14 protein-coding genes are annotated in these 23,389 nt (G+C 51.4%); 11 read left to right on the top strand and 3 right to left on the bottom strand.

Annotated features, from left to right (window positions below):
- Positions 1-6 precede the first annotated feature (6 nt).
- Positions 7-1,224 carry a sensor histidine kinase gene (locus GT003_RS05395; protein ID WP_161695189.1) on the top strand — a complete coding sequence of 406 codons (1,218 nt, stop codon included), beginning with the start codon at positions 7-9 and terminating at the stop codon, positions 1,222-1,224.
- Between the two features lie 412 nt (positions 1,225-1,636).
- On the opposite strand, the gene GT003_RS05390 is transcribed toward GT003_RS05395, so the two are convergent.
- The 3 genes from GT003_RS05390 to GT003_RS05380 form a co-directional block, all read right to left on the bottom strand.
- On the bottom strand, positions 1,637-1,891 hold the full coding sequence (locus GT003_RS05390; RefSeq protein ID WP_161695187.1) for a translation initiation factor 2: 255 nt from the start codon (positions 1,889-1,891) through the stop codon (positions 1,637-1,639).
- Between the two features lie 271 nt (positions 1,892-2,162).
- On the bottom strand, positions 2,163-2,660 hold the full coding sequence (locus GT003_RS05385) for a ferritin family protein (protein ID WP_161695185.1): 498 nt from the start codon (positions 2,658-2,660) through the stop codon (positions 2,163-2,165).
- 611 nt (positions 2,661-3,271) lie between these two features.
- Positions 3,272-3,418 (bottom strand): transposase, encoded by a 147-nt coding sequence (locus GT003_RS05380; RefSeq protein ID WP_161695183.1) that lies wholly within the window; start codon positions 3,416-3,418, stop codon positions 3,272-3,274.
- Positions 3,419-3,608: 190 nt separating this feature from the next.
- Here GT003_RS05380 and GT003_RS05375 point away from each other — a divergent pair, with 190 nt between their 5' ends.
- From GT003_RS05375 to GT003_RS05330, 10 genes are all read left to right on the top strand, one after another.
- Positions 3,609-5,837: a hypothetical protein gene (locus tag GT003_RS05375; RefSeq protein WP_161695182.1), complete on the top strand. Its 2,229-nt coding sequence runs from the start codon at positions 3,609-3,611 to the stop codon at positions 5,835-5,837.
- Positions 5,838-6,009: 172 nt separating this feature from the next.
- Positions 6,010-8,247: a helix-turn-helix domain-containing protein gene (locus tag GT003_RS05370; RefSeq protein WP_161695181.1), complete on the top strand. Its 2,238-nt coding sequence runs from the start codon at positions 6,010-6,012 to the stop codon at positions 8,245-8,247.
- A gap of 245 nt (positions 8,248-8,492) precedes the next feature.
- The gene (locus GT003_RS05365) at positions 8,493-9,404 is read left to right on the top strand and encodes an ABC transporter permease subunit (RefSeq protein WP_161695180.1); all 912 of its coding nucleotides are present in this window, start codon (positions 8,493-8,495) and stop codon (positions 9,402-9,404) included.
- A 26-nt stretch (positions 9,405-9,430) separates the two neighbouring features.
- On the top strand, positions 9,431-10,279 hold the full coding sequence (locus tag GT003_RS05360) for a carbohydrate ABC transporter permease (RefSeq protein WP_161695179.1): 849 nt from the start codon (positions 9,431-9,433) through the stop codon (positions 10,277-10,279).
- A gap of 256 nt (positions 10,280-10,535) precedes the next feature.
- Positions 10,536-11,942: an extracellular solute-binding protein gene (locus GT003_RS05355; RefSeq protein ID WP_161695176.1), complete on the top strand. Its 1,407-nt coding sequence runs from the start codon at positions 10,536-10,538 to the stop codon at positions 11,940-11,942.
- A gap of 167 nt (positions 11,943-12,109) precedes the next feature.
- Complete coding sequence (locus GT003_RS05350; protein ID WP_161695174.1) at positions 12,110-17,812, top strand: S-layer homology domain-containing protein; 5,703 nt, start codon at positions 12,110-12,112, stop codon at positions 17,810-17,812.
- Positions 17,813-17,861: 49 nt separating this feature from the next.
- On the top strand, positions 17,862-20,309 hold the full coding sequence (locus GT003_RS05345) for an alpha-mannosidase (protein ID WP_204798980.1): 2,448 nt from the start codon (positions 17,862-17,864) through the stop codon (positions 20,307-20,309).
- Between the two features lie 10 nt (positions 20,310-20,319).
- Positions 20,320-20,955 carry a D-sedoheptulose-7-phosphate isomerase gene (locus GT003_RS05340; protein ID WP_161695172.1) on the top strand — a complete coding sequence of 212 codons (636 nt, stop codon included), beginning with the start codon at positions 20,320-20,322 and terminating at the stop codon, positions 20,953-20,955.
- Positions 20,956-21,136: 181 nt separating this feature from the next.
- Positions 21,137-21,715 (top strand): glycoside hydrolase family 16 protein, encoded by a 579-nt coding sequence (locus GT003_RS05335; protein ID WP_161695170.1) that lies wholly within the window; start codon positions 21,137-21,139, stop codon positions 21,713-21,715.
- Between the two features lie 216 nt (positions 21,716-21,931).
- Positions 21,932-23,320, top strand: coding sequence for a glycoside hydrolase family 5 protein (locus GT003_RS05330; RefSeq protein WP_161695168.1), 1,389 nt, complete (start codon positions 21,932-21,934; stop codon positions 23,318-23,320).
- Positions 23,321-23,389 lie beyond the last annotated feature (69 nt).

Here is a 23,389-nt window from a genome sequence, read left to right as displayed (position 1 = left end):
ATTCGGATGGATTGGAAAAGGTTCTACTCGCTGCGCGTAAAGCTCCTGCTTCTATTGCTCCAAAGCGCGGTCGCTTCATTGATTCTGGTTTACTTGTGCAGGCAGCTGCTCCAATGGCTTCTCATCTATAATCTCCTCGTCTGGCCTCTGCCTTGGATCATTAATCATATCGGTTCGTACCCCGTCATGATCACTGCAGGGATTATCGTCTTCGTCGTAATGTTCTTCCTGTTCGCACGCGGTTTGACCCGTTACTTGAAAGAAATCGAGGTCGCGCTGCATGAAATCAGGAGCGGGCAGCTCGATGTAACGCTGCCAGTGAATGCCTCGGACGAGCTAAGTGCAGTTGCGGCTGGCATTAACAGGATGGCTTCCGAACTCAGGGTGTATTTGGTGGAGATCCGGGATGGCTTGGACAAAATAGCCGAGGGACGGTTTGACAGTCCGATTCCGGTGCGAGATGGTGAGCTTGCCGAAGTCGCGGATAGCATTAATAAAATGGCTGCCCGTCTGAGCCGATCCATCGAGGAGGAGCGAAACGCCGAGAAATCGAAGAACGATCTGATCACCGGTGTATCGCATGATTTAAGAACGCCGCTCACCTCGATTCTCGGGTTCCTCGAAGTTATCGAGGAAGACCGGTATAGAGACGAGACGGAACTGCGCCATTATGTCAACATCGCTTACGAGAAGGCACAGAGTTTAAGGAAGCTGATCGACGATCTCTTCGAATATACGCGTGTGAACAACGGCTACCCGATCCGACCGGTTGAATTGGACTTGGTCGGGTTCCTCCGTCAGCTCGCGGAGGAGTTCGTTCCCTCTGCGGAGCGTGCCGGCGTCGTTCTTCGTATAACGGCGAAGGTGGATCGAGTCATAGTCTGGGCGGACGGCGACTTGCTCGTTCGCAGCTTCGAGAACTTGCTCTCCAATTCGATCCGGTACGGCGCTGACGGCAAGCAAGTTGTGATTGCCATTGCCGAAGAAGAGGGGGAAGCGATCGTTCGTTTCGTCAATTACGGCGAGCCAATTCCGAATAGCGACCTGCAGTTCATATTCGACCGATTCTATCGGGTTGAGCAATCCCGTTCCAAAGTAACCGGCGGGACGGGACTTGGGCTTGCCATCGTCAAGAGCATCATTGAAGCGCATGGCGGACGGATTTCAGCGATGAGCGACATGTGGCAGACGGTATTCGAAGCGCGATTCCCTCTCGCTGGATGAACTTGATAGTTCCAACATCTAAAGTGAAACAGCCAGCAACCGGGAAACCGGATGCTGGCTGTTTTGCGTTACACCTAAAGAGATTTCTAGCGAGTATCGTCAAAAAGTTTGTTCGATTACTGAACCTTTTTCCTCGTGAGAGCGAATTATGGGTTGTAACACGTTTGGGAGGGCCCCCAATAAATGATAATGAGTTACTTCCGTGACTGGAAAAAGCAACGTTAGGCGACGAGTCGTCCTTTCAATTTGTCTATCAGTCGTCGGCAAATAATACTTGCGTCAATAGGTTCCCTTGCTCGTGTTCCAGAAACAAGCGAATTTTTCTTGTTCTGCCGGGGTTGTACCATGATTCACCAACAAGAGCATTCAGCTTCAGGTTAATTCGGCAGAGCAGCGTAGAGCGTAAACCTGATCAAATGCGATTTCTGATCTGTATCAATTCGTTAATGTAATAATCCAAATTTTGATGAATAGAGTCCAACTGTTTTGAACGATTCGATGGATTTTGCGACATTTGATCGATCGGGTTTTCCAAAGCATCTAGGGCAAGACCGGCAGCGACTACTGATAAACTGTCTCCGATTGCAGTAATTGACGCAGCAATGAATTCAATTTTCGCTATTTGAATTTCTCTAGTAGTTTTTAATAATTCGTTTAAATTTTCCATATGACATTTCCTTTCCGCTACGATCCCGGATGTACATACAAAATTCCCTAACGTATTGTATGCAAATAATGCGGGAAGGCGTTACCTCCGGCCGACAGTATAAGGATGTGACAATGATTCAGAACGTCATCATTAAAGAAGCCCGGCGATTTGAGATCGTCCGGGCTTTTGCATTAGGTTCATGACAATCAGACCAGTTGCCTTTTATGATGACAGCCCCAAAGATTGGAATCTCACCAAGAGCTACATGGAGGTGGGAAGGTGTGAGCGACTATGACTGCGACATACCCCGATATAACCCGGTGTTTAAATTGCGCAAAAGTAAATTGTTATACTTAGCAGCATGCTTCTGTTCATCCACGATAATGCCGTACAAAGTATCCTTATAGATACCGTTCGGGAGCCCAAACCAGATCTTTCTATATTTCTCAACCGCGGCCAATTCGCCATCGAACGCTTTCTGCAAGCCGTCCATGTACGAGTTCACGATCGGATTATCTTCGTTCAATGTCCCTGTGACTTGATAGCCGGTTAAGTCCTGGTACATTTGCCTAAACATGCGATTATGCCCCCGTTCATCGTCTCTTATCGAGGCGATGATGGCAGCTTGCTGTGCATTCGGAGCCATCTTGATCAACTGATCATAAAACAGTTCGTCACTTCGTTCTCCTTGTACAGACTCCTTAATTAGTTCAGCTGCTTGCTGGGGAGTGGTGAGCCAGACGGGAACAAGAGAAGGAGCTCTCCAATAAGGATTCACATAATTCATAACTTTCCTCCAAGGTCGGCAGATAGTAGGCACATGTCATCCTATTCACAACACCTCGAATGGTGAGTATACATAAAAAACCAGTGAACAAAATATGCCTATACTGGATTGACTGGAGGAATTCGAACTGTTGTTTGGCAAACCTTTCTATACGGATTGATAATTCATTAAACGGGATGCTTCGTGAGAAAGATTTTCGATATTGTCGGATGACAAGAGCATTAACTCATTAAAGGCCGCGATAATCGCGGCTTTTTGTATTTATGGGATCAAGTTCTTGTCAAAACCAAATGACAAGAACAAATGGCTACCCGGAAAGAAGAGGGGACGTACTGTCAAGTTTGGCAACCGAAGCGCATGCGGGAACAGAAGGGGCGAGTATTCGCTCCTTTTTGTACTGCGCTGCTGCACGCTGCTCCACGTACTTCCGGAGGCTTTCACTCCCATTTCTCGACGGGTCGATGCCCTTTCATTCCTTCGTTACGCCTATCCGGTGGGTATCCTAACGGTACGGTTCTGTGTCCTTTTGAAAAGAGCGTGATGCGGTTCGTAAGCTTCACCGCTCCGTGCCATGGCAACCAGAAGGCGAGCCAGTATGCCGCAAAGCTTCATCACTGAGCGCATCGGCACTTCATGCTTTTCGTCTTTACATTTATTTCTTGCTGTCGTTTAAACGATTCATCGTTCATGATGAGGGCCATGGTTGCCATGAATAGGGCATGCCGAAGCCTTGGCCGGCCACGTTTGCTGAGGGACATCTGGCCCTTCCATTGCCTGAACTCGTTTCTGGGTCAAGTCTCCAGTTTACTGCCAAAAAGTCAGATCGAATACCAGCAGCTAGAATAAGGACTTTATCGCTTCCAAACGGGGATGATACATTTACTCATGCATTTGAATTCAATCTCGAATTCAGGTGCTAGGACTGATATTTTATAAGGGGGAATGGTAATGGATGGGTTCGGAAAGAGGGTATCGTTTGCAGTACTCGTTGTGTTGATGATGTGTACGGTGTTTCAATTTCCACTCGGAATTGCTAATGCTGCTGGGACATTTGCAAGCGGCGTTGAAACCTCGGACATTTATCCGACGTGGTCCAGTACAATCGAGAGCTCGAGCAATGTAGCGGGTTACAGCACGGGAATCAATCCCGAACTGTTCGTGGACACCGACCGCGCTTACATGGGGAGCAGATCGCTTCATTTCTCCGGCAAAGATAACAGCACCTCGCAGTCCTCTATTTATTTTAAAGTGTTTGACGTCAACGTTACGTTGGACGCAACCTCGAAGTTATCCTATTGGACCTATCCCGAACAGAATTTAGCCCGCTATGTCGCGGTGGATTTAGTATTTACGGACGGTACATACCTGCGGGACAGCGGTGCGGTCGATATGAACGGCGTCGCGCTCCATCCCAATACGCCTCGGGGAACCGTGAATCAGTGGTCTCAAACCAAAAGCAATATCGGCGCTTGGGTGAGCGGCAAGACGGTTGACCGCATACTCATAGCGTATGATCACGCGGCTGATACCGGGCAATTTAAGGGCTCAATCGATGATATCCAGATTACCTCATCCAATCCGGGCGCTTTCTTCGGAGGGGTGGAATCACAGCAGATCCAGCCGACTTGGACCGATACAACAGAGAGCATTAACAATGTCGGCGCATACAGCACCGGAGCGCCGGAGCTCGGAGTCCGACAGGAGTCGGCGCATTCGGGCACGAAAGCGCTCATGTACTCCGGCAAAGATAACAGCACGTCCGCGTCCAGCGTGTACTTCAAAGTATTCGATGTGAACATTCCCGTGGATCCCACTTCGACATTGGAGTACTGGATCTACCCGCAACAGAATCTGGGCCGATATGTCGGCGTTGACCTCATCTATACGGACGGCACGAATCTGAGAGACAGCGGGGCGGTCGATACGAATGGAGGATCCATGCATCCTTCCGCGCCGCGGGGAACGGCCAATCAATGGACCCAAATCAAGAGCAATATAGGAGCCTGGGCAAGCGGCAAAACAATCGACCGTATTCTGATCGCGTACGATCATGCACCCGAAACGGGACAGTTCAGAGGCTATATTGATGATCTGATGATTTCATCGCTGGGAATCGATTATGCCTTGTTGAAAACGCCTTCAAGCACGAGCCTGCTGACCGATGAGAAGGCTGCCGGAATTACCAATTTGACGTTTGAGCTTGGCTGGGATCAGTATGAACAGTCGCAGGGTTCGTTCAACTCCAGCTACATCAGCAGCAAGCAAGCGATTTATAACGCCTACAAGAATGCGGGTTTTAGAATCACATTGGATGTCGGGCTCCAATATCCGCCGGCCTGGGTATTCAATCTGGATAGCAATACGAGGTTTAAGAATCAATATGGCGATGTATGGAGCTCCTCCACCATCGGCAATGATGTGCCGAATGCCGTATTTAACGCTAACGTGCGAAATGCCCAAGCGAATTATATCGCCAGGGTAAAGCAAGACTTTCCGGATGTATACGCGATTCGGGTCGGCGGACTCGGGTGGAATGAATTAAGATACCCGGATCCGACCTTTAACGGGCATACGAATTCATACTGGGTCTTTGACGCCAATGCCCAAGCTGGCTCTTCTGTTCCCGGGTGGAAGCCGGGAGATACCGATACGACAAAAGCTCAACAATTTATCGATTACTACTTCCAGAAGCTTACCGATTATTCGAATTGGTTGATCGGCACGTACAGCAATAAATATCCGAATGCTTATTTATACGTGCTTTATCCGTCCTCGGGCATTCGGCCTGGCGATGTGGCAGGGGCCGTGAATGTCCGGCTTAACGGGAGCACAGCGCCTGAAATCAACGGTCAGCTCCAGATGGGACTGGACTGGGAGCGACAGATCAATGCGCTGACCAATCCAAAGGCCATTCCATACTGCACATGGACCGAGCAGCCTGGAACAGGCGGCACGCATAACCTGGAAAGCCCGCTCAGATATATGGCTTACCTGGCGAATGTGAAAGGACTACGGATCGCGGGAGAGAATTCGGGGAACAACACGGCGGCGCAAATGGCATTCATCGACAAGGAGGCAAGAGCGCTTAATATGACCGCTACGTTCTGGATGAACGAGTCGCAGTTCGGAACGGGTACTAATGCCACATTAAGCGATTACGCCAACCTTATACCTTAATAAGATCTAACCAGCTGGCATCGATTCCCAATCGGTGCCGGCTTGTATGCGATATTCGCGAAGCTTCCATCTATTTACTTATTTAATGAATGGTTTACTGGTTGGCTGAGAGACAATGTGATACAAATTTAAGAAAGCGCTTTATCATCGATTTTGATTAAGGGGAATCCACATGACCAAGACGGGGTATCAACGAATCTATTTCCGGAATTTTCTTATTTTTATCTGCTTGTTCGTCATCGTCTTTATTCCGTTTGTCATTCTGCTATTCTCCCAATTTGCCCGTTATACGATGATGGAGCTCAACGAGACGGCCCAGTCCAAAGTCAACAATATCCGGTACAATACGGAGTTTATATTCGATAAATTAAAGGATAACGCCTATACGATTTACAATGATCAAACGATTCAGAATTGGTATTACGGCGATCCCGACAACGTCTTAAACACGACTGCCGCGATACGAACGCAAAATAATTTTATGTTCAACGAGAAGTTTATCGCGCGTTCCTATCTCATTAATACGCTGACTCGGAAGGTGATCGATTCCAAACAAGGCGAGATCGACTATGCAGCATTCAACGATCGGATTATTCTGGAGAAGGCGAAGGAACAGGAATACCTCACCGTCTTTAATCACGAGGTGGAGGGGAATGAATATTTGGCGATGATTTCTCCGGCCTCGCCGAAGAAGAACGAGAATAACTTTCTTGTTCTGTTGATTGACGAGCAAATGATCATGAACTTCCTGTTTGGTCCCGACTCGGTTAAAGGCGTGGCGTTATTCATTCTTTCAGCGGATGGCAAGAGGCTGCTGGGGGAGAGCGATGACCAATTCGTCAAGCAAGTCGGAGATGCCTATCTGAAGAACGCCGAGAATCAATTCGACGTTCGGGCAGAGGGCAACCGTTGGGTCATTAACGAAGCGACAACCAAATCGGACTGGCAGATCTATTATGCCGTCGATTACTCCGAGCTGACTTCAAAGGTCAGCCTGTTGAAGCAGCAAATCATCGTCTTCTCCTGTTTGGTATTGGCGCTGATCGCCGCGCTGTTCTATTGGAGCTCGCGACGCTCGCTGAGTCCGCTCTCGCACTTGGTCGATAAATTGCAAATCAAGCTTCCCAAAGACAATCGAACGGTATCGTTCTCCAACATACTGACGCACAGCGAATTCTCTTTCATGAATAAGAGTCTGGATATGCTGCTCGATAATGTGGAGTCGCTACATTCGTCGATTCGGGAAACGCATGACCTGGTTCGCTCGGAACAGCTCAGACAATGGTTGTATCAAGGGGAATTATCATTGGCAGGAAGCGAGTTTCTTCGTTCTGAGACGAAGCTGCTCAGCAGAAGCTGCTTGTATCTGGCCGTCATTCGCATTGAGTCCTACCAGCTCTTCTGCGAGCAATATGACTTCCTTTCACGCAAGCTTCTGAAATATGCAATGCGGAATATCGCCGAAGAGATTCTCAGTCATTCGGGCTATGCCGTCGAATGCTTGGACATGGGGAGCGACCATATTCTGATATGGGTTGGCGCCGATGAGGAAGAATCCGGCGAACGCTTGCAGCAGCGCTTATTCGACATTCAAGCGCATATTGAATCCGTCATCAAGCTATCAACCGCCATTGCCATTAGCCAACCGGGCACTGCGGAGGAAGACTTCCATCAGCTCTACCAACATATTTACGAGCTTACCATGCTGAAGTTTATTAAAGGCGATAATCAGATATTTACGGAAGAGCAGTACACGGATCTGGTGGGGACTGTTCCATCCTTCGAGAATATTTCAGAGGATATTATATTATCCATCCGGCACGAACAAGGGGAAGAGGCCATTCTGAGACTTCGGCAGCAGCTGCGGGTTATGGCTGGGGTTTCGTACGCGGAATGCAAGCTGCAGCTCACCTTGTTCGTGTATGAGATTACGAAAGCTTTCGGCCGGTTGAACGTTATTCAAGAGATTAACGGAATTAGCAGAACGCTGGACCAGTTTCACGCCCTGCATGAGGCCGTTGAATGGATGGAGAGGCTGATTGGCCGTATCGTGGAGGAAATATCCGCACCTAAGGTGACCGGGCATAAAGAGGAGATCGTAAATGAGATCAAGGAATTCATTCATACCAATTTGCATGACCCGCTGTTGTCGCTCGAAGGCATCGCGGATCACTTATCCTTGTCGGTGAGTTATGTGAGACAGCTGTTTAAAGGGATCACTAACATCAGCATCAGCGATTACATCCTTGAGAACAAAATCGAATTCGTCAAGAAGCAGCTGGTTTCTTCCGATCAGACGATAGCCGAGATTATGGATCGCTCCGGCTTCCTGACGAAAAGCCACTTTTTCTCCGTATTCAAGAAGGTGACAGGCTTAACGCCAAAGCAGTATCGGGACATGATGAAATAACTAGTGTTATGGCGATGCAGATGCATCATGCCGGCCAGTAGTCTATTCGAGACTACTGGCCTTTATTGTAGGTGTTAATAGGTACTAGCGGTGCTGATCCGGTGTTGAAAGTGACAGTATTCCTTGCGATTCTTTGCAAAAGTCATATCCGATACTCCTTGTAGAATAAGGACTTTCCAATGGGTTGCCGCTGGTGATACAGTTTGCACATCGACGAGACACTGAATTGGAAAGGTGAGGATGCAGTGCGAGTACTACAGGAATTAATCAAGAACAAATACCTTTATTCATTGGCGATTCCGGGTTTTATTTTTCTGGCGGTCTTCTCTTATGCGCCGCTCAGCAGTCATTTGCTAGCCTTTAAGAGCTTCCAGCTGCAGAAGGGGGTGTTCGGAAGCGATTGGGTCGGATTTGATAACTTTCGGTTCTTCTTCGACAACCCCGACTGGCTAAAAATCACGTGGAACACCGTGTATCTGAACGCTTTATTTCTATTCTTTCAAATTGCAATTGCGACGCTGTTCGCGCTATTTTTGAACGAGATCCGGGCAGCCGTCTTCAAGAGGCTGGTACAATCCTTCGTGTTTCTGCCTTACTTCATTTCCTGGCTTGTTGTTTCTCTTATGGTCTTCGGGCTGTTTAACGGCACCAACGGAATTGCTAACCGGCTGTTCGCTTGGTTCGGCTGGGAAGCGGTGGATTGGTATCAAACCCCATGGGTGTGGCCGATCATTCTGACCATGGTGTCCGTGTGGAAAAATGCCGGTTACTTATCCATTATTCTCCTCGCGTCCATCGTCGGTATCTCCGGGGACTATTATGAAAGTGCCCGCATCGACGGAGCGACGCGGTTTCAGCAGGTGACGAAGATCACGCTTCCTTTGCTTCGCCCGGTCATCATTGTACTAACGCTGCTAGGCATCGGAAAAATCTTCTATGGAGACTTCGGAATGATCTACGGCATTATCGGCGATAACGGAGTTCTGTATCCGACGACGGATGTCATTGACACCTATTCGTATCGTGCTCTGAGACAGCTGGGAGATTTCAGCATGTCATCGGCGATCGTACTCTATCAATCCGTAATGGGTTTACTGACGATCGTCATCTTCAATGCGATCGTACGCAAAATCGATAAAGATTCGAGGTTGTTCTGATGGAAGCGAAAATCCGAGAAAATACCATGTCAGAGCGCATGTTCATGTTCGTTGTCTATGCCTTTCTTATTCTCGCCGGCTTGGGCTGCCTGGTTCCGTTCTGGATCGTCGTCATCGATTCATTCGCATCCGAGAAGCTGCTGAACAAGGGCTATGTCCTGTTTCCTTCCGAATACAGCATGGAAGCCTACCGATATCTGTTCAAGAGCAACCAAATTTTCAAGAGTTATGGCGTCACCGTCACCGTCACGCTGTTGGGCACCATTCTAGGCGTATTCGTAACGGCCGCCTTCGCGTATGTCATCGCGCATCGGAAGGCCAAATTCGGCAACTTCCTGTCGATGATGACCTACCTCCCGATGGTGTTTGGCAGCGGTTTGGTCGGATTCTATCTATTAATCGTGAATTGGCTGCATATGAAGGACACCATGATGGTCATGATTCTGCCTTACGTCATGAATCCGTTCTTCGCTTTCATCTTCGTCACTTATTTCCGCAGCTTGCCTTATGAAATCAATGAGTCGGCAACCGTCGACGGCGCGAATGAATGGCGTATTTTCTTCCAGATTATAAGGCCGATCTCTACGCCGGTCATTACGACGGTCTCCTTGTTCTTCTCCTTGCAGTATTGGAATGACTGGTGGCTGGGCCTGCTCTTTATTGATAATACCAATCTTTATCCGCTGCAGATTTTGTTAAGGCAAATTCTGAATAGTCAAAGCTTCAAGCTATTCTCCACAGGCGTTCTAATTCCGCCCGCGGAAGGACTGAAATTAGCGATGGTATGCGTCACGATCGGACCTATCGTATTCGCTTATCCTTTCGTGCAGAAGTATTTCGTCAAAGGGTTAACCCTGGGCTCGGTGAAAGGCTAAACGCGGTTTTTGTTAGCATTCGCTAATGGAAATATAGAAAATGAATGATCAATCATGGGGAGGGTTTAACATGAAGAGAGTGTCAGCGTTGCTATGTGCACTAAGTATGGCAATTGTTTTCACAGGGTGCGGCAATAATTCATCCAACACAAACGAGAACGCGAACACGAAAGCAGGCAACAATGCAGCTGCGAACAACGCTGCTGCAAGCAATGGGAAGGCATCGGATAAGGTAGATCCGATGGAGCCGGTTACATTGAAACTGGTCTTGCCCGGAACAGAGCCGGCAAACTACAAGTCCGTCAAGGAAGCCGTGGAGAAGAAGCTCCTGGAAGACGGGCAGAACACCAAATTGGATATTACGTATATCGATTGGCCGGATTTGGATCAGAAGACCAAGATCATGCTGGCTGCAGGCGAGAACGCCGACTTGATGTACGACGCGCCATGGCTGCACATGAATCAAATGATTAACTCCGATTTCTATACGGATATCAGCGATTTGCTGGAGCAATACGGTCCCAACGTGGTGAAGGCGCGTTCGCAGCAAATTTGGGATGCGAATACATTCAACGGCAAGACAATGGGCGTTCCGCTCAGCATTTTCACGATTCAAGGACATTCCGTAAATATCCGGAAAGATGTTCGCGAAGCCTTGAATCTGCCGCTGGTCCAGTCTTATGAGGATCTGGAAAACTATTTGTACAAGGCACACGAGAAATATCCGAACTTGACGCTCGGACCTGGCGCGAGCGATTTGAGCTATACGTGGGTCAACTGGCAGCTTAGAGACGATACGAGCCTGAATATCAGACCTACCCAAGCATTGAACAGCAGCGTCGTGCTGTACTACAAAGGAAACGACGGCAAGGCGTATAACCTGTTCGACGAGATGGAGCCGGGAGTGTGGAGCAAGATCGAGGACGCTCGCAAGCTGTATACGGATAAAGTCATCGCGCAGGACGTACTGACATCCAAAAATATCGGCAGAGATACGATCGTGAAGAACATTACGATGGCTGCTCCGCAGAACGTATTCGGTCCGATCATTAATAAAGAAGAGCTTGGGAAAACAATTCCCGGCGGGGAATTGGAAGCGGTTCGCTTCTTCGATCTGACGCCCGGCAAGAACATCTCCAACTTCATGGTAGATAACTTCGTCGTCATTCCTAAAGTCAGCAAGAACAAAGAGCGCGCGATGATGTTCCTGGACTGGGCGAACCAAGAGGGGAACTACATGCTGGTGGAACATGGCGTGAAAGGCAAGGATTGGGAAGAGACAGGGGAGAAACGCTTCAAGCAATTGGTGCCTAACCAGGATCAGAACGGCGGCGGCCTTGGATCGTTCAGCCTCGTATGGAATCCGGTCATGGAATATACGATCGATACGACGGACGAAGAAACGATGAAATACGAAAGCTTCATCCGAGATGCAAACAACTTCACGGCGGACATCTTGACCGGCTTTACGTTCGATGCAACGAAGGTTAAGAACGAGATCGCTCAATTCTCCAGCATTCAAGGCAAGTATTATGCGGGAATTTTCAACGGCGCCATCGACCCCGACAAGTACTGGGAAACATTCAAGAGCGAAGGCGCAGCGCCTTTGAAGAAGATTCAGACCGAGCTTCAAGCTCAAATCGATGCTTTCCTGAAAAAGTAGTCCAAGCAAACAAATAAGCAAGCAATCCGTTCTTCAGAGATCAGCCGAAGGAAGTATTCGAATTATACCGAGAGCGGCTGATCTTCTTGTCTCATCCGCAGCTTATGCATCGCACGAATTCGGAATGATGCGACAAATGGTATCTCCAAAAATGAGGAGGATAGCCTATGAGAATAAGGAAGCAAGTACTGAGCGTATTCATCCTGCTAACGATGGTGGCGGTTCAATTGTTCACCGCGGTCGGAACGGCAGCGGCCGATCCTGCTTCAGAGGCTGCTCCGTTCTACGGCGTCATGAACGGAAGCGGCAATTTGGGCAAAATCGAGGATTACAAGAAAGCCGGCATTTCAGTCGTGATGCTGGAAGTATACTGGGATAAATTCGAACCGACACAAGGCCAATTCGACCAATCCTACGTGAACAGCGTGAAGAAGAAAATCAAACGATACAGCGATAACGGAATCAAAGTCTTCTTCGAGCTAGGCTTTCAATACGCGCCGGCCTGGGTGTTCGGCTTGAATGGCGACACGAAATTCGTCAATCAGTATGGCGATACATGGGTTGGCGGCATCGGCAACAATGTCCCGGATGCCGTCTTTAACGATGACGTGAAGAACGCCCAAGTTGCTTATATCGCGCAGCTTGCCGAGAATTTCAGCGATATGAAGGATGATTTCTACGGCGTGCGCGTCGGCGGCTTGGGCTGGGATGAGCTTCGTTATCCCGATGCTGCCTTCAATGGGCACAAGAATTCCTACTGGGCATTCTCGGCTAGCGCCAATGCGAAGAAGCCCGATCTGATCAAAGACTGGAAGCCCGGCGATCCGGACGATGCCGATCATACGAAGGCTGCAGCGTTCTTGAAGTTTTATTTCGAGAGCCTCGGCAATCATCAGAACGCCTTGCTTGAGGCATTCCATCACTATTTCCCTAACGCGAAGAAGGCCATTCTGTATCCTTCCCTCGGTCTTCGTCCGGGAGAAATTGAATCGGCGGTAGCGAACGGGCTCGACGGGTCCACGCAGGCCGAGAAAGATAACTCCTTCTCCCTGGGTCTGGACTGGGCTACGCAGATCGATATGACCGAACAAACGTCGCTTAGCGACGATGAGATCGTTCCTTGGTGCAGCTGGGCGGAAGCGCCCGAGAACTGGTACCCGGATTATCCGAGTCCGATCACGTATTTAAGCGGGCTCGCAGCCGCCAAAGGCTACCAAATTGCCGGCGAAAATGCCAACCTGGATGCCTCCGACGGCGAAATTCAGCTGATGTTCTCCCACATGCAGACGATTCCTAATCTACTAGGATTGTTCTGGCTGGGAGAGAGCCAGTTATATTCCGGCAACTATGACATGGATATCAATAAATATTGGGACATGATCGATTGGAACAAAGCAGGGAATATCGGAACGGCCAACCTGGCCATGAATAAGCCGGCGACAGCCAGCTCCTTCGACATGTCCTCGGATCAGGTTGCCGGCCGTCCTGGCAATGCGGTAGACGGCACGGAGAAATTCGGGAAGAAATGGATGGCTTCGGAAGAAGGACCTCAGTGGCTTCAAGTGGACCTGGGCAGCGAGACTTCGTTTGACCGCTGGGTCGTTCTGCATGCGGGCGTGAAAGACGACGCTTCGCTGAACGCGAAGGACTTCCAGCTTGAGGTCAGCTCCGATGGTAACGATTGGAGCACGGTCGATACGGTGTCGGGCAATTCGGAGAACCGAACAGACCGCACGCTGGACACGCCGGTTCAAGCCAGATATCTGAAGCTGAATATTACGAAGCCAACGCAAGACGATGATGGCTCGGGCAAAGCGAGCATCTATGAGTTCGAGGTGTACGACTCGGCCATGAAGCCGGCTCCGCATGAACCGATTTCGCTGGTTACAACGCCTCCGGTCGCTCAGCCGGATGAGCAGGGCGTCTTGTTCCGCTCCGGTCTCGATACAGGCGACCCGCAGCTTTCGTGGCTGGGCGAGTTTGAGAATCAGAATAACGTGTCGGGCCTTGCGAGCGCCAATGATGACCCGCTGCTGGAGGTTTCGGGCGAAGATGCTTTCTCCGGCGAGAAGTCGATGAAATACTCCGGCAACGTGACTGGCGCCGTAGGCACAACGAGCTTCAGTTATTTCAAAGCGTTCAGCGTTAACATTCCCGTCAATGCCGATACGAAGCTGAGCTATTGGTTCAAGCCGACCTCGGACCGCGGTAGGTTCGCGGCGATTGATTTCATTACGGCCGATAACGGCTCGCTCCGCGATTCGGGAGCCGCCGATTATGACGGCATAGGCATGCATCCGACGAATGCGCGCGGTACCAAAGGCCAATGGTCGCAAGTGAAAGTCAACATTGGCGAGAAGCTGGCCGGTCAAACGGTTAAGACGATTATGATCGGGTTCGAGACGAACTTGGGGCCTGGCGAGTTCTCCGGCTATATGGACGACATCGTCATTACGAACGGAGAAATGCCAAAGCCTCCCCTGGCAGAAGGCGTATTGTTCGATAACGCGTTTGAAGACGGCGAGCAGAAGCCGGATGGCGGATTGGAAGCGCAGCGCGATGTAGCGGGCTACCATTCCGGCAGCCCGAGCTTGAATATCAACAGCGGTCTGCCGCATGAAGGCAATAAATCGCTCATGTACTCCGGAACGGACAACGGCAGCGGACCTTCTTACGTCAATTATTACTTGTACAAGAATGTCAATCTGCCCGTAACGGAGCAGACGAAGCTCAGCTACTGGTTCTATCCGGAGAATGAGCTGGCCCGTCATGCAGTCATCGACTTTATCTTTACGGACGGCTCGGTCATGCGAGATACCGGTGGCGCTAAGGATGCGAATGATATTGGCATGCACGCCTCGAATGCCCGCGGGGAAATCGGGGTATGGCGCCAAATCAATGTCGATGTCGGTTCATTCGCGTCAGGCAAAACAATTCAGACCATTATGCTCGATTACGAAGATGATGCCGGTATCGGACCTTTTAGGGGCTGGTTGGATGAGCTTCTCATCAGCAACAACGAACCGGAGAACGAAATCCATTTCCGCAATGGCGGGGAAGCGGGCGACATCGCTCCTACGACTTACGATTATGGCGTATCTAACATCGAGAATGCGAACCTGGAGAAAAGCAGCGCGAAGAAGCATACCGGAGATAGCTCGATCAAGTACTCCGGGGATGATAAGGCAAATGGCAATTCTTACGCGAATCTCGGTGCGTTCGATGCGAGCGTCGTCATTACGAAGGACACCAAGCTGAGCTATTGGTTCTACCCGGTCAACGACAGCGCACGAAACGCGGTTGTCGATATGACATTTGAAGGCGGCGGCGATCTTCGGGGCGCCAATAAGAAGGATCAGAACGGAATCGGCTTCCATCCCGCTAACAAGCGAGGCGTCGTCGGGCAGTGGAACCAGGTGGTCGTTGACTTGGGAAGCTTGGCGGTTGGAACGGATCTGATCGGAAAGACGATCAACAAAATCATGATTGACTACGGGGATGATCCTTATATCGGTCAGTATGAAGGCTATATCGACGATATCCTCCTGTCAGACACAGTGCCGATCGAGAGCACCCCAGCCGAAGAAGGCATCCTGTTCCAGTCCGGCATGGAAAGCGAACAGGAGCTGCCGAATGTAAGCGGCTTCGAGAATTTAAGCAACGTATCCGGCGAGGACGGTACCGGTCAACCCGTGCTCGAAGCATCGGGCGAACGCGCCCACGGCGGCGAGAAAGCGCTGAAATATGCCGGGTCCGATAACAGCAACGATCAATCGCACAGCGTATTCTTCGCCTATGACGTCAACATTCCCGTGAGCAAGGATACGAAGCTCAGCTACTGGTTCTATCCGGAAACCGAATTGGGACGATTCGCCTCCGTTGATTTTGTCATGTCGGATGGCAGCAATTTGCGGGATAGCGGCGCTTTTGATTATGCAGGGGAGAATTTGCATCCTGCCAATGGCAGAGGCAGCGTCGGAGCTTGGAATTTGGTTCAGGCCGATATCGGTTTATGGCTGAATAACAAGACGATCGATAAAATTCTGATTAATTATGACCGGAACGACGGAACCGGCATCGTGAAAGGATACATCGACGATATCGTTATTGCCAACGGAACGCTCAACCCGACGCTGAAGCAGCTATCTATCCATGCGGGAGCTGGATCTGTTCCCTTGACTCCAGCCTTCAGCATCTCGACGAGATCCTATTCGGCTTCGGTCGAGCACGACGTTGACACGATTGATTTGACGGCCGTGCCCGCAAACTCCAATGATGCGGTGAAGATTAACGGCGTGCTTCATTCGGGAACAGATCCGGTCGCAGTCGAGCTCCAGGAAGGAACGAACCTCATTCCAATTCAGTTGACTTCGAGCGATACGGCAATCGGAACCTATGCGTACAACGTCGTTGTTACCCGTGCGGAAGGGGATGGCAGCGGAGATGGAGACGGTGACGGTAATGGCAACGGTAACGGCAACGGTAACGGAAATGGAGATGGCAACGGAAGTACATCTACTCCGCCGCCGGCCGTTCAGCTCGCAGCTCCAACTGCCGAGCAAGTGACGAAGGCCTTGAATGAGCTCGGCACGAAGCTGGCAGCGATGCCTCAACCGGAGCCCGGCCATGAGGAACAGCTCTTCCTTCGACATGCTACCGAGCTGGCAGAGATGGCTTTGCAACAATTATCCCGTCTGGACGTCTCCGGCTTCGTGGATACTTCCGCAGGCAAGTCCAAGCTGAGCATGGAGGCGGCGCAATTGTCCGATCTCTTTTATGAAGTCAAGCTTAATGCGGACAAAGTGAATGCGGCGCTGGCCAAGTTCGATTCCGCCGCGGATAAAGCCAAGATTCCCGTTACGCTGGATCTTGGCAAGCAAAACGCAGACCGGTCAGAGATCGTCATCGACGCTGCGGTCATCCGGAAGGCAAAGGACGCTGGTATCGACAAGCTTGCCATCATCGTGAACGGCGTAGCGATTTCCGTTCAACTGAGCGATCTGGCTGATACAACGTCGCTTGTCCTTTCGAAGAAACCGACCGCGGAATTGCCTGCCGTTAGCGGCGTGAAGGCTGCATCCGATGTCTATGAGATCGAGTTTTTGGATGTGAAGGGCCATAAACTCAGCTTCGCCAATCCGGTTGCCGTCAAGCTTCCGATCCGCGATGTTAACGGGCTGAACACGGAGCTGCTGACGTTAGCCAAAGTCGTGGACGGCAAGCTCGTATATGTGGGCGGAAGCTATAACAAGGAAGATCAATCCTTTGAAGCGGTAAGAAAGTCATTCTCTACCTATGTCGTTGTCGAGCATCGAGTCGAATTTACGGACACGTCAAGCGTATCCGCATGGGCCGGCGATGCAATTGCGGGCGCGGCTGCGAAGGGGATTATTGAAGGGCGAGGCCAAGGCCTATTCGCTCCCAATGCGCTTGTGACCCGCGCAGAGTTTGCCGCGATGATCGTCAAGGCGTTCCATCTCGAGGACTCTTCGGCTGATGCTTCCGCATTCGCGGATGTCAAGAAATCAGATTGGTTCTATGCTGCGGTTGCTTCTGCTGCGCAATCCGGAATCATTCAAGGCCGGACGGCGCACAGCTTCGCGCCTAACGAGCCGATCGACCGCGCTGAGATGGCCGTAATCGCGGCAAGAGCGCTTATTGCCGTCGAGCAGTATGAGCAAGTGAAGAATGTCGAGGCTAATCTGTCGGCATACCAGGACCGCTCCTTCATAGCTGCTTCTTTATCAGCGGGTGTTGCACTGGCAACAAGCCTGGGCGTTCTGGAAGGGTATAACGACAGCTTCTACCCGAATGAGTCGTCCACCCGTGCGCAGGCAGCCGTAGTAATTGCCAGATTATTAACGAAATGATAGACCAGCTGGAAAAATAGATTGGGATGGATGGAAGGGAGTATCTACATTGAACGTTTCTACCTTGAAGAACAGCAAGCTTCATATGATCGGCAATGCCCACTTGGACCCTGTATGGCTGTGGAGATGGCAGGAAGGGTTTCAAGAGACGAAGGCGACTTTCCGTTCGGCGCTCGACAGGATGAACGAATCCGACGATTTCCTCTTTACGTCAAGCTCTGCTGCGATCTACGAGTGGGTCGAGCTTAACGACCCCGGCATGTTCGCGGAGATCAAGGCGCGGATTGCCGAAGGCAGGTGGCATCTCGTAGGCGGCTGGTGGATTCAGCCGGATTGCAACATCCCAAGCGGAGAGTCCTTCGTCCGCCAAGGCTTGTACGGTCAGCGTTACTTCAAGGAGAAGTTCGGCGTGACGGCTAAGGTCGGTTACAACGTCGACAGCTTCGGACATCACGGTATGCTGCCTCAAATCCTCAAGAAGAGCGGGATGGACTACTATGTCTTCATGCGGCCAAGTCCGCAAGAGAAGGGGCTGCCCGGCCGGGTATTCTGGTGGGAGTCGGATGACGGCTCCCGCGTGCTCACCTTTCGGATCATGTTCGAATATTGCACATGGTGGGAAGACTTGGAGCAGCACGTAGCCCGCTGCGCAACGGAATTGAAGGAGCCGGTATCCGAGCTGATGTGCTTCTACGGCGTCGGCAATCATGGCGGAGGCCCGACGAAGAAGAATATCGAAAGCATCCGCAAGCTGAATGAGAGGGAAGATATGCCGGAGCTTGAGTTCAGTACGCCGAACCTGTTCTTCGAGGACATGGATAAACCGTCCGCTGTCTATCCCGTGATTCATGACGAGCTGCAAATGCATGCGGTAGGCTGTTACTCCGCGCATGCCGGGATTAAACAATGGAATCGCAAGGCGGAGAATTTACTAGTCATGGCAGAGAAATTCTCCGTGCTTGCCAACTGGATGACGGATCAGCCTTATCCGGCCGATCTTGACCGGGCCTGGAAGAATGTGCTCTTCAATCAATTTCACGACATTCTTGCGGGAACGAGCATTGAACCGGCCTATGAGGATGCCCGCAATGAATACGGAGAGGCGATTGCGATCGCAGAACGCGGCTTGAACTATGCCATACAGTCGCTTGCCTGGAATATAGGGATTGAACAAGTGGAGGGCATGAAGCCGATCGTGGTCTTCAATCCGAACACCTGGACCACGAAAGTAAATGTAGAATTGGAGCTTGCCAGCTTTGACAAGTCGTATGCGCTGCTGGACGAAACGGGTCGTTCCATTCCTTATCAGCTGGTGCAGTCGCTGGCAACCACCCTGGGTCGCTGCCGGATCAGCTTCTGGGCAGAACTTCCATCGTTAGGTTATGCCGTGTTCAAATTAACGCCGAACGCGGTCGCTACGGTCGATAAGAAACTAACATCCCCGTTGAAATCCAATGATTATGCCATGGAGAACGGCTATTTCCGGATCGAGTTCGATCCGGAAACCGGCTTCATTACAAGTCTCTATGACAAGGCTGCGCAGTTCGAGTATATGAAGGCGCCTGCCCGTCCGGTCGTAATTGACGATCACAGCGACACATGGAGCCATGATGTAACGCGCTACGCGAACGAAGTCGGAGCCTTCAAAGCAGTCAGCGTCAGACGCGTCGAGCATGGACCGGTCAAAACGGTGATTCGCGTAACCAGCCAGTATGGCAGCTCGAAGCTAATTCAGGATTACATCATGTATCCGGACCAAGATCAGATCGACGTGCAGGTAACCGTCGACTGGAGAGAGCAGTTCAAGATGCTGAAGCTCGCCTTCCCGGTTCATCTATCGAATACGCGCTACACGTATGAAATCCCTTATGGGCATATCGAGCGTCCTCATCATGGCGAAGAGGTTCCGGGTCAGGCGTGGGTGGATATGAGCGGGCTGATTCCAGGAACGGGAAAAGTTTACGGGCTTAGCATTCTGAATGATTCCAAGTACAGCTACAGTATTCATAACAATGAAATCTGCCTGACCGTATTGCGCAGTCCCGTCTATGCGCAGCATGCCCCTGCCGTTCCGGATCCCGAAGGCTTGTACTCGTTTATGGATCAGGGGCTGCATAGGTTCAAGTATGCCCTATACCCGCATCAAGGAACTTGGGAGATGGCAGAGACTGTTCACCGCGCAACCGAGTTGAATCAGCCTCCGGTCATCCTGCTTGAAACGTTCCATGAAGGCTCGCTCCCGCAATCCGAATCGCTGCTGCAGATCGACAAGGCGAATATCGTCGTTGGCGCAGTCAAGAAGGCGGAAGACAATGCGGATATGATCATTCGCTGCTACGAAACCGCGAAGATTCGAACAGAAGCGGTCATCAGACTGCCGCGCTGGAATCGGACCATCACCGTCTCGTTTGAACCGTGCGAGATCAAGACTATTCGTGTTCCGCAGGATATTCGCCAACCCTTCGTGGAGACCAACTTGCTTGAATGGCAGGAATAGGAGCGCGCAGATGGATGATGTAATGGGAATGTTGATGAAGAAATATCAGGAGCTGGAGGAATGCCGGCAAGACATTGTGCGGGCCTATGAATTGCTCAAGGAGAGCTTCCGGCAGGATGGCAAACTGCTGATTTGCGGCAACGGCGGCAGCGCGTCCGACAGCGAACATATCGTAGGCGAGCTAATGAAAGGCTTTATGTCGAGGAGAGTGCTCTCCGCAGAAGAGCAAGGTCTGTTTGCGCGGGCTTTTCCGGAAGAGGGGGCTTATCTGTCCGGCCATTTGCAAGGGGCGCTGCCTGCCATTTCGCTTGCCAGTCCATCTGCGCTATTAACCGCTTACTCCAATGATGTCGCTCCGGATATGATGTTTGCCCAGCAAGTCTATGGTTATGGAAGGCCCGGCGATACGCTGCTGGGCCTCACTACCTCCGGCAATTCGCCGAATGTCATTCGCGCGCTGCAGGTCGCGAAGGTTAAAGGGGTGCAGACGATCGGTCTTACCGGGAAAACGGGCGGGAGAATGAAAGAGCTGTGCGACGTGACCATTCGCGTGCCCAGCGATAGCACGCCTGTCGTTCAAGAGTGGCATCTTCCGATCTATCATGCTTTGTGCATGATGCTCGAGAAGGAGTTTTTTTCGGTATGAGGCTGCTGGCGGGAATGGACATTGGGGAACCAAGTGCGCGGTCAGTATTCGGCTAACGGGAGCGGGAACGACGTATGCCGCAGTCAAACCGGACTGGCCGAACGGATCCGACTTCGGCGACGCGATATTCGCGGATCCCGCGTCGGCATACAATCCGTTCGCCATTCTTGGCAATCAGTACTTGCGCATTCGCTCGACCAAAACGCCGACCGGGTATGTCGATCCGCAAGGCTGGGGGCGTACGCATTTTGGTGGATTGTTGTCTTCCGTCCGATTGGATGGAACGGGGATCGCCGCCACGAACGGATATTTTGAGCCGCGCATTCTGATGCCGAACGGAAAAGGCGCATGGCCTGCCTTCTGGCTCATGTCGAAGAACAGCACCGGCCCCTCGCATGTCTCCTCTACCGCGGAGCTGGATACGGTAGAAGCTTACGGACACGCTTCGACGGGCGCGTGCAGCTCCGTTCATTGGTGGGGAGTCAGTCCGGAGACGCATCAGACCAATTGCTCGGAATCCAACTTTGCTTACGGGGATAATGCTTCGACATGGCACACGTACGGCACGAAGGTAACGCCGACGACGATCTATTTCTACATTGATAACGTTCAGGTATGGAGCCAGCCTTCGTTCTCCCAAGCGTGCACGCCGCTTTACTTCATGCTGAATCTTGCGCTTGGCGGCGGTTGGCCGACCGATCTGGCCAAGTATAACGATCAGATCGACATGTATGTCGATTACGTGAGGGTGTTCCAGTAACGCGATTGAGCTGTAGGGCAGCTGCCGAATTCGGCGGTTGCCCTTTTTAATTTGCAGCGCCGGATTCGTTGCATGGGTAAAGGCATAGGAATGCCATATTTTTTAGAGCATTGCCTTATATAACTTGCGGGTGCGTTTTGTTACAATGAACGAAAATTGGAAGCAAGCGGTATCGCTCCAGGTTTCATGGATTACATACGGAAGAGGTGTACAGGAATGGATTTTCTGAAGGTTGACGGACGGCGGATCGTCGACAGCCGCGGCTCCGAAGTGCGGCTGCGCGGATTTTCGTTCGCAAGCTGGTTGAATTTGGAGAACTTCATCATCGGCATGCCGGGGCACGAATCGGGCTTGCGGCAAGCGGTCGAACGCGTGCTCGGACCGGAGCTCGGGATGTTTTTTTTTACGAGTTTTATGAACCATTTCATCAGCGAGAACGATTTCCGGTTCATCCGGAGCCTGGGGTGCAATCTGGTCCGTATCCCGTTCAACTATCGGCATTTCGAGAAGGATGACGAGCCTTTCGCCTACTTGTCCGAAGGGTTCGCGTGGCTTGACAAAGCCATCGGTTGGGCGCGCGATAACGGCATTTATTTGATTCTTGATCTGCATGCCGCTCAAGGCGGGCAAAATCCGAATTTCCATTCGGATAACATAAGCGGGACGGCAGGCTTCTGGGAGCACCGGTCGCATCGGGAGCGCGCTGCCGCGCTATGGCGGGAAATCGCGCGCCGCTATCGCGATGAGCCCGTCATTGCCGGTTACGATCTGTTGAACGAGCCGATCACGCCGAACCTCGACCAGCTTAACGAGTTTTACCGCGAGTCGATCCGGGCGATCCGCGAAGTGGATACTCGGCATATCGTGTTTATCGAAGGCGACGGCTACTCGTCCCGGTTCGAGGGGATCGAAAAGCCGTTTGACGGGAATGCGGTATACAGCTTGCATTTATATTCCGACTGCGGAATGGGGAATATGGAGTATCCCGGGAAGGACAGACACGGTCAATACTGGGACCGGGAGGCGCTGAGTCGGTTATATATCGAGCGAACCGACTTCATGCGGAAAAACGGGGTGCCCAACTGGTTCGGGGAGACAAGCGCGACGTTCCCGTCGACGGTCTCGGAAGCGTCGCGGCTGCGCTTTCTCGAAGATATCCTCTCGATCGCCGAAGAGCAGGGAGACTCCTGGACGTTCGGCATTTACAAGGATCTCGGCAAAACCGGCATCGTCTATGTCGATCCCGAATCGGAATGGGCGCGGCGCATCGCTCCGGTCAGCCGCGCCATTGATGCGCTGAACTGCAATCCGTTCGCGGACAATTCGGACGAGACTGCATGGATCGGCTTATGCCGCGCCCTCGGCACGCATTTCCACGAAGTAACCGACGGTCTGGATGGGGCTCCGACGGCGGAGGAGCTGAACCGAACCCTATTGTTCTATCTGAGCGAATGCATCGCGCCGGTTCAGCTTCAAGTTCCGTTTGCCAAACAGTTCGTCGGACTGAGCGAGGAAGGAATCGACGGCATCATGCAGTCGTTTGCGCTGCGGAATTGCCTCCAACGCGGCGGCTGGGTCGATATTGTGAGGAAAACGACCGAATAGGCCGTTCTTTGAGTTCCAAAGGAGGATGGGAAGAGGATGCAGGAGAGACGGTCCGCGGCGGCGATCTTT

This window comes from Paenibacillus sacheonensis (assembly GCF_009909195.1).
In the GTDB taxonomy this organism is placed as follows: domain Bacteria; phylum Bacillota; class Bacilli; order Paenibacillales; family Paenibacillaceae; genus Paenibacillus_Z; species Paenibacillus_Z sacheonensis.
The sequence above is the reverse complement of the archived record's forward strand: the minus strand, read 5'-3'. Positions and strand labels throughout refer to the sequence as shown.